Below are 8,888 nucleotides of genomic sequence, written 5' to 3' on the forward strand. Positions count from 1 at the left end.
GTGTATGATTTCCTTACGAAAACGTTCTTTATTAAGAACAAATATAACGAATTACATCAACAGTAAGTTATGAGAGGGGGGCCTGCCTCTGTACCCCAGATCCGCCAAACGGCGTAAAAGAAAAACCCAAAAAACCGGTCTTCGCATCCTGCAGTCGGGGATGGCCATATCCGTACTCCTGCTGTATACCTCTGGCCAAATCGGCAGTACTTATGGAGGTTTTAACGGTACCGCGGAGACAGTCAGCACCATTGGTTTTTGTAAAGTATTCCCGGATTCCATCAAGCAGCTGCTCAGCGAATTAAAAGAACATCTCAATACAGCCCAGGCTCTAAAAGCAACCTTGAAAGGTTACAGTTCCCCGGCCGGCTTAACAGGAATAACTGGAATCGAGTCTATGTCCTTGGAAGAGCTGGAAATAGCGGAAAAGGAGATTTCAAGGCAGGTTGCGGATCTACATTCCGATCTGATTGCCATTGAAGGCCAGAAGACCGCCAACGCCGGGATTTGGAACGGGATTCATGCAGAGATCAGCGCTGCAACTGCTGTTCTGGCACAGATTGGAGGATATATGATCGATCTCGATCCTAATTGTCTGGAAATCAGAGATAAGGAATTCTTTGACGGGTTACAGAACAGTCTTAGCCAAAACGGTGTGCTCTCCGAATCCTTCACTGCTTCCATAGCCGCAATCGTTCATTACCTGGAGGCCATTCAGAACGGCAATACTCCATTCCCTATAACGGTTAACGAAGCAGTCTACAGCCCACTAAATTCCATCCCGGAAGAACCTTCACAGCTCTTTCCGATCATAGCTGCTTCCGGACAGTCGCCGGGTGAGCTATCCGTAGAACTGGTTTCTATGTATGACAAATTGGATGCGGAGCTGAACAGCGCCAAAGATACTGCAACCGCCGGTATTTCAGGGCTTGAACAGCAGCAGCAGCTCATCACCCAGACCCGCAGCAAGCGGCTTGAAGAGATCGAGAAGGCCCGGCAAGAGGAACTGGCTAAAGCCAAAAAGGAAGAAGAAGCCAAACTCGCCCTTGAGAAACAGAAGAAGGAAGACGCAGAAAAGGCCAAAGCTGAATTAAAAGCTACTCCTGAGCCTGAAGCCGTTAGTACGGCAGCTCCAGATGTCCCCGAAGCCAGCGCCACCCCGGCACCCGCCGGTGACAACCAGATCACGCCTCCAAAAGGGGATGTGACAGAGACACCTACCCAAGAACCTCAGGCAACAGAGCCTCCGATACCAGGTCCGGAAATGACCGCATCACCTTCGGAGCCACAACTCATTAAAGGTGGAGACTGACATGCTTATCAAAAAAATAATTAGCCATACTTTATCCGCAGTAATGGTATTGATTTTCGTGGTGCTGGCAGTAGCAGTTGTAGTGTCCAGGGCCTCGGGAGGCGAACCTACCCTTTTTGGATATGAGATCAAGTCGGTGCTTTCCGGTTCAATGGAGCCAGGTATTCAAACCGGATCCATCGTCGCCCTGAAACCCGGAGGAGACATGACCCGGTTCCATAAAGGCGATGTCATCACCTTTATGAGCGAGGATAATATCCTGATCACTCACCGAATTGTGGATGCTTCAGCAAAAACCGCTGCCGGCGAGGTCATCTATCATACCAAAGGCGATAACAATGACGCTGCGGATATGACGCCCGTGAGTTCAGGGAATATTGTGGCCCAGTACACCGGAGTCACCATTCCATATGTAGGATATGCCATGAATTTTGCCGCCTCCAAAGCCGGCAGTGTGGTCCTGATGATCGTTCCCGGACTTCTGCTCCTGCTTTATGCGCTCTACAGTTCATGGAAGGCTCTTACGGCGCTTGAGAAAAAAAACACCGTGCTTCCCCAGGCACCTCCGGGAACTGACATACAGCCCTGATCCGATTGTCCGCTTCCGCCTACGAAACGGAAGATACAATATACATTTATCATTCGCTTTACTAATCAGAGGAGGAATAAGAATATGGGTATCAAGAAAACATTGGGTTTTGGCATGGCATCGGCAGCACTCGGTTTGTCTTTGATTGGCGGAGGAACCTTCGCATATTTCAGCGATACTGCGACAAGCACGGCAACCTTCGCAGCAGGTACGCTGGATCTGAATTCTGATCCTTCCGTAATCGTGGATATCCCTAACCTGAAACCGGGTGATACTGTAACCAAAACCTTCAAGCTCAAAAATGACGGAACCCTGGACATCGGCTCAGTATTGCTGAAGACCACTACAGAGATTACAGATACGCTCGGCGACAACAACGGTGTCGATCTCAGCAAATTCATCAAGGTTAAATTCCTGAAGAATAATGATAAAGGAACCATTCTCACACCGGAGGTTGTCGTATACGAAACCACACTGGATGCCCTGAAGAGCCAAACCCCCGATCTTGTAAACAATACCGGTCTGGATCAAATCTGGACGGAAGCCGACGGTATCAAAGCTCAGAGCAGCGACAGCTTTACAGTCAAGTTCGAATTCGTTGACAATGGTGAAGCACAGAACTATTTCCAAAAGGATAAGCTGAAGCTGACTTGGAACTTCGAGGCCAAACAAGGCCCTAAAAAAGATTATTAATTCATAACGGACTGCATTCTGAAGCAGCCTACCCTGATTCCGAAGCCGGAGCAGATTAGGCTGTTTTTTCTTTGTAACGATTGATTTTTGTCCATTTTACGGAAATTTGTTATACTGATAAAAAGAAACGTCTTCGCCGTCCTCCGAAAGAGGCGGTATCCGTTTCTCCATAAATAGAAGGACAATGTATAGCGTCAAGCATATACATTCTTATATTTCAATTGGAAACGGCTACGTCGTCTTTTACAAGCTTATGCTTCCGAAGCAGCAATACTACGTATCGCCTTCAAATAGCCGTTTCAGCGAGAAATATAAGGATGATTGATGGCATAGAACAGTTAAATCCTTATATTTTAACAATAAGTACGGAGGGGCGTTGTAATCGTGCCGGATAATATGGGAAGTCGCATCCACCAACTCCGTCTGGAAAAAGGCTGGTCCTTATCCGAATTAGCGGACAAGTCAGATGTGGCAAAATCATACTTAAGCAATGTAGAAAGAAATATCCAATCCAACCCCTCTATTCAATTCATCGAAAAAATCGCCGATGCGCTCCAGGTGTCTATCCACAGCCTGCTCTATGGCGAGCCCTCAGAGACTGACGAATCCGCACTAGATGGCGAATGGTTCCGGCTCGTTCAAGAAGCCATGGCTTCCGGCATAAGCAAACGGGAATTCAAAGAATTCCTCGATTATCAAAAATGGCGGCTAGAGCAAAAGGATCAATAACGGGCGGTTGTCCTAAGGCTCCAGCGATACAGAAAAGGGCACAGCGTCTGGCGCTGTGCCCTTTTCTGTATGTATTCCCGCAAAGTAAACGCCCCTACATTACCTGCAACGTTGTCTTTTCACTTAAAAACTGGCGGATTTCATCTGCCCCGATGCCTGCTTTCTTCGCCGACATCAGCAAATACACCCATTCTAGATCCAGATCACCCATCAGCAGTTCTCCGTCATTCCCCTGGTTGGACTTATCCAAGATATCTCCTCCTAGAATTTTTGCGTCCCCAGGCAGTCCGGCCGTCGTAGTAGTTGAAGCCTTTCTACATTAGACCCGAGACTTTGTGTCCCTGCCTTTCAGCAGGTTTACCCTTTACTGGATCCTTTACATGAAAGGATCTGGTTAGAAAACAATGAAACCGTTATCCGCAATAACATTATATAAGTTCTCACGAGAAAAGTGTGTCGATTTATGGAAATTTTTTATGACAAGTAGTGCAAAAGAACAGTTTTTTTTGCTGGGATTTGTCCAATAGATATGACTTTAGGAACTATTCATGAAGCCTTCGGTGGCATCCATGGGTAATTATTACCGGATCACCCTGTTCACATCCAGCTTCAGGTAACCGATATCCGTTTTCCATCATTTGAGGACTGAATCATGCCGTTTTGCGAACGGATTCCCCGAAAGTATGAATTGATTACACGCCTTGAAAGTAGCACAATAAGATGAGGAATGAAACCGCAACCATCGCAGCTCCACTGGGCGCCCAAGCCTCATGCCGCACGTGGAGTTCATCCGTTAGGAGGATGTATTCATGGCAGTTAAAGAGCCCTATAACGAATCCATTTGGAGTAAGTATCACGGCCCCAATCTGGGCTACATTCAAGAGAAATATGAGCAATTTGTTCATGATCCTTCATCCGTAGAACATCATTACCGCGATTTGTTTACCGTTTCCGGCCCTCCTCCGCTCGCTCCGGATGCCGTTCAGGCTCCGCAGCCGGCCCTTTCGGGAGACACCGAGTGGCTGAGAAAGGCCGTACGAGCTTCCAAGCTAATCGCCAATATTCGTATATATGGCCATATGGCCGCCAATATCGATCCGCTGGAGCAGGTTAACAGCCCTATGGCGAAATGGCTGGATTATGAAACCTATGACTTGACCCGCGAGGACCTGATTGCCTTGCCTGCCTCGCTGATCTGGGAGAATGCGCCGCCGGATGTTCATACCGCATGGGATGCCGTTCACCGGATGCGTCAGGCATATACGCAGACTATCGCCTACGAATTCGGACATGTGCATGACGAACAGGAGCTTCGCTGGCTGAACGGTCAGGCGGAGTCTACAAGCTCCCCCGCGCCGCTGAACAATACCGAGCGCAAGGAGCTGCTGAACCGCCTGATCCAGGTAGAGCAGTTCGAGACCTTCCTGCATAAGACCTTTGTCGGCCAAAAACGCTTCAGCCTGGAAGGCAATGACGCGCTGGTGCCCATGCTGGACGAGATTGTCCGTGCCGCCGCGCATGATGGTGCAGAGCATATCCTGATGGGCATGGCCCACCGCGGACGTCTGAATGTACTGGCTCATATTCTCGGGAAGCCCTATGATATTATTTTCTCGGAATTCCATCATTCTCCGAACAAGGAGCTTTTCCCTTCCGAAGGCTCCATGGGCATTAACTACGGCTGGACCGGCGATGTGAAATACCATTTGGGTGCTGACCGCGCCGTGCGCGAGGGCGAGACCGTCCGTACCCGTATTACACTGGCCAATAACCCGAGCCATCTGGAATTCGTCAACCCTGTCGTTGAAGGCTTTACACGTGCAGCTCAGGAAGACCGGAATTCCCCGGGTTTGCCGCAGCTCGACACGAACAAGGCCATGGCTGTACTGATGCACGGGGATGCCGCTTTTCCGGGCGAAGGAATTGTTGCGGAAACGCTCAACATCGGCAAGCTCAAAGGGTACTCCAACGGCGGTACGGTGCATATTATCGTCAATAACCGGATCGGATTCACTACCGAAAGTGAAGATTCCCGTTCCACCCATTATGCCAGTGACCTTGCCAAAGGCTATGAAATCCCTGTGGTTCACGTCAATGCCGATGATCCGGAGGCCTGCATCTCCGCTGTCCGCCTGGCTAGCGCCTACCGCAATCAATTTAAGAAGGATTTCGTGATCGATCTGATTGGATACCGCCGCCACGGTCATAATGAGATGGATGATCCTGAAACCACCCAGCCGATTGTGTATGGCAGAGTGCGTAACCATCCGACCGTCTATCGTGTCTATGCGGAACGCCTGCAGCGGGAGAAGATCATCACGGCAGATGATGTGAACCAGATGAACCTTGATGCGGAAAAAGTGCTTCAGGAAGCCTTCGACCTGATGAAGGATGGCAAGCGCAAGAACGGAGAAGCCAAAACCTCGGTACCGCTCGAAACGGAAGCAACTCAGCCGCAATCCACGGCGGTGCAGCTGGAGCAACTGCAGCTGATCAACCGGGAACTGCTGACGGTACCGGACGGCTTCAAGGTCTATCCGAAGCTGGAGCGAATTCTGCAGCGCCGCAAGGATGCGCTGAAGGACGGAGAACGGGTAGACTGGGCACTGGCCGAAACGCTGGCATTCGCCACTATCCTGAAGGACGGTACACCGATCCGCCTGAGCGGCCAGGATTCCCAGCGTGGAACCTTCGCCCACCGTCATCTGGTGCTGCACGACAGCGAGACAGGTGCACTGTTCTCTCCGCTGCACCAGCTTAGCGATTCCAAGGCATCCTTCGGGGTGTACAACAGCCCGCTCTCAGAAGCCTCGGTACTCGGCTACGAATACGGCTACAATGTGTTCGCGCCAGAAACCTTCGTGATCTGGGAAGCACAGTATGGCGATTTCGCCAATGCTGCTCAGGTTATTATCGACCAGTTCATTGCTGCCGGACGCGCGAAATGGACCCAACGCAGCAATCTGACGATCCTGCTGCCGCATGGATATGAAGGGCAAGGCCCTGAGCACTCCAGTGCCCGGCTGGAACGGTATCTGCAGCTCTCCGCTGAGGAGAACTGGACTGTGGCGAACCTGAGCTCCGCAGCGCAGTATTTTCATCTTCTGCGCCGCCAGGCAGCCTTGTGCGGCAAGGGAGAGGCCCGCCCGCTCGTGATCATGGCTCCGAAGAGCCTGATCCGCAACCCGCGCAGCACCTCCTCCGGAGCCGAGCTGGCTTCCGGCGGATTCCAGCCTGTACTTTCCGAGCCGCTTCTTGGCGGCAGTCCCGGGGAGATCAAACGGCTGGTAGTGTGCAGCGGCAAGGTGACTCTCGATCTGCAGACGGAGCTGGAGGCCGCCAAGGATCAAGACTGGTCCTGGCTGCATATCCTCCGTCTGGAGCAGCTCTATCCATTCCCTGAACGGGAACTGGCTGCACACCTCAGTGCGATGGGTTCCCTTACGGAAATTGTGTGGCTGCAGGAAGAACCGAAGAACATGGGCGGCTGGAGTTATGCCGAGCCCCGGCTGCGGGCCATCGCCCCGCAGAACGTCAAGGTGCAGTATATCGGCCGTCCGGAGCGATCCAGCCCGGCTAGCGGATATGCGGACGTGCATACTTTTGAGCAGCGTCGTATAGTAACAGAAGCCCTGAAATTGAACTCGCAAGTACAAGCGGCTGTACCGTCTTCCAGATAGAGGGCGGTGTCTCGGTAACGTAAACTATTCTATTTGGGGAGGTAAGGGCCTGTGTCCGAAATTAAAGTACCTGATTTGGGCGAATCTATTTCCGAAGGAACGATCTACAAATGGCTGGTAAAAGAGGGGGATACGGTCGGTCAGGGGGATGTGCTCGCTGAACTGGAGACTGATAAGGTCAACCTGGAGATCAGCGCGGAGGAGGACGGCGTCATCTCCTCCATCCTGCGCCAGGCCGGCGAGAATGTAGCCGTCGGCGAAGCGATCGGCATCATCGGCAGCGGCGCCGGTACGGCAGGCGCCGAAGCGCCGCAGAGCGCTGCGGCCGGCAAGCCGGAGGCTCCTGCTGCGAGCAGCGAAGCCCCAGCGGCTGCCGCACCGCAGGCAACGGCGCCAGCTTCCCCCGCCGCACCCGATGCAGCGGCGGCGGGCACTGCGGCCCTGGCTTCGCCGGGGGCGCGCAAGCTCGCGCGGGAGCGGGGCATCGACCTCGGCGAGGTCAGTGCCCGCGACCCCATCGGCCGGATCGCTACGGCCGATGTGAAGGGCCATGGCGCAGCCGGGCCGGAGGCCGCTGCGCCAAGCGCTCCGGCGGCAGCGGCCGCGCCTGCGCCGGTGAAGCCTGCGGCGGCAAGCTCCGCGCCGCAGGAGGAAGGCAAAGCCGTCGAGCGCAAGCGCATGTCGCGCAGACGGCTGACCATCGCGAGCCGCCTCGTCGAGGCGCAGCACACCGCGGCCATGCTGACCACCTTCAACGAGGTGGACATGACCGCGATTCTCGACATCCGCAAGCGCCGCAAGGATGCCTTCAAAGAGAAGCATGATGTCGGACTCGGCTTCATGTCCTTCTTCACCAAAGCGGTGATCGGCGCACTCAAGGCCTATCCGCTGCTGAACGCCGAGATCGACGGCGAGGATCTCCTGATCAAGAAATACTATGACATCGGCATTGCCGTATCTGCCAAGGAAGGCCTCGTAGTGCCGGTCGTCCGCGATGCAGACCGGCTAAGCTTCCCGGAAATTGAGCGGAAGATCGGTGAGCTGGCCTCCAAGGCACGCACGAATACGCTAAGCCTGCCAGAACTGCAGGGCGGTACCTTTACTATCACCAATGGCGGGGTTTTCGGCTCACTCATGTCAACACCAATCCTCAATACACCGCAGGTCGGTATTCTCGGCATGCACAAGATCCAGCTCCGTCCGATCGCCCTGGACGAAGAAAGAAGCGCCAACCGCCCGATGATGTACATCGCACTGTCCTACGATCACCGCATCGTGGACGGCTCGGAAGCAGTTAGCTTCCTCGTCAAGGTCAAGGAATTGCTGGAAGATCCTGAAGCACTGCTGCTGGAAGGCTGATCCCTTACATCTTCGGATAAGAAATCACCACAAATCTAGAAATAATCTTCTTCAAGAGGGCTACACAGACAGTTTGAAATCGTCTGCGTAGCCCTTTTTCTCTATAACCATTCTATTCCTGCCTCCACGGAAACCTCTTACAATTAATTCCCCTTCACAACTATGCCCAGCAGAAAGGTAAGTGGATTATCTCCACCTATTTTTGTCAAAATCATCATTATATAAGTATTTAAATGGATTTCTGGACTTCCGTCAAGAAAGTGGACATAAAAAAATAGATTTATGCGGTCTTTTTCTTTTTGAACTTCGCTGCAAATTGGACAGGGGAAAGATAACCCAGTGCACTGTGGATTCGCTTGCGGTTATAAAAAAACTCAATATACTGGAACATCTCATCCTGCGCTTGCTGTTTTGTTTTGAATTTGGTGCAATAGACAAACTCTTTCTTTAGGATGCTATGAAAGGATTCGATACAGGCATTGTCATAGCAATTCCCCTTGCGGCTCATGCTCGCCTTCATACGGTA

The 8,888-nt window shown here is 52.2% G+C and carries 8 protein-coding genes and 1 riboswitch; of the genes, 6 read left to right on the forward strand and 2 right to left on the reverse strand.

The window, feature by feature from the left end:
- Positions 1–160 precede the first annotated feature (160 nt).
- The 4 genes from A3842_RS05205 (at position 161) to A3842_RS05220 (ending at position 3,323) form a co-directional block, all read left to right on the forward strand.
- The gene (locus tag A3842_RS05205; protein WP_074100683.1) at positions 161–1,312 is read left to right on the forward strand and encodes a superantigen-like protein SSL4; all 1,152 of its coding nucleotides are present in this window, start codon (positions 161–163) and stop codon (positions 1,310–1,312) included.
- Position 1,313: 1 nt separating this feature from the next.
- Positions 1,314–1,901, forward strand: coding sequence for a signal peptidase I SipW (sipW, locus tag A3842_RS05210; RefSeq protein WP_074100684.1), 588 nt, complete (start codon positions 1,314–1,316; stop codon positions 1,899–1,901).
- Between the two features lie 84 nt (positions 1,902–1,985).
- Positions 1,986–2,594 carry a TasA family protein gene (locus A3842_RS05215; RefSeq protein ID WP_074086653.1) on the forward strand — a complete coding sequence of 203 codons (609 nt, stop codon included), beginning with the start codon at positions 1,986–1,988 and terminating at the stop codon, positions 2,592–2,594.
- Between the two features lie 396 nt (positions 2,595–2,990).
- Positions 2,991–3,323, forward strand: a complete 333-nt coding sequence (locus A3842_RS05220) for a helix-turn-helix domain-containing protein (protein WP_074086877.1) — start codon at positions 2,991–2,993, stop codon at positions 3,321–3,323.
- Positions 3,324–3,417: 94 nt separating this feature from the next.
- Here the strand turns inward: A3842_RS05220 and A3842_RS05225 are convergent, their stop codons facing one another.
- The gene (locus tag A3842_RS05225; RefSeq protein ID WP_083606841.1) at positions 3,418–3,573 is read right to left on the reverse strand and encodes an anti-repressor SinI family protein; all 156 of its coding nucleotides are present in this window, start codon (positions 3,571–3,573) and stop codon (positions 3,418–3,420) included.
- A gap of 28 nt (positions 3,574–3,601) precedes the next feature.
- A riboswitch (cyclic di-GMP riboswitch) is annotated at positions 3,602–3,695 on the reverse strand.
- A gap of 437 nt (positions 3,696–4,132) precedes the next feature.
- On the opposite strand from A3842_RS05225, the gene A3842_RS05230 reads away from it, so the two are divergent.
- Together A3842_RS05230 and odhB are read left to right on the forward strand one after the other, a co-directional pair.
- On the forward strand, positions 4,133–7,003 hold the full coding sequence (locus A3842_RS05230; RefSeq protein WP_074100685.1) for a 2-oxoglutarate dehydrogenase E1 component: 2,871 nt from the start codon (positions 4,133–4,135) through the stop codon (positions 7,001–7,003).
- Positions 7,004–7,054: 51 nt separating this feature from the next.
- On the forward strand, positions 7,055–8,362 hold the full coding sequence (gene odhB / locus A3842_RS05235; protein WP_074100686.1) for a 2-oxoglutarate dehydrogenase complex dihydrolipoyllysine-residue succinyltransferase: 1,308 nt from the start codon (positions 7,055–7,057) through the stop codon (positions 8,360–8,362).
- Positions 8,363–8,642: 280 nt separating this feature from the next.
- On the opposite strand, the gene A3842_RS05240 is transcribed toward odhB, so the two are convergent.
- Positions 8,643–8,888, reverse strand: a 246-nt coding sequence (locus A3842_RS05240; RefSeq protein WP_143186165.1) for an IS3 family transposase, incomplete at its 5' end; no start/stop codon positions are given.

Origin of the sequence: Paenibacillus sp. P3E (assembly GCF_001909045.1) — a bacterium.
GTDB classification, from domain to species: domain Bacteria; phylum Bacillota; class Bacilli; order Paenibacillales; family Paenibacillaceae; genus Paenibacillus_AQ; species Paenibacillus_AQ helianthi.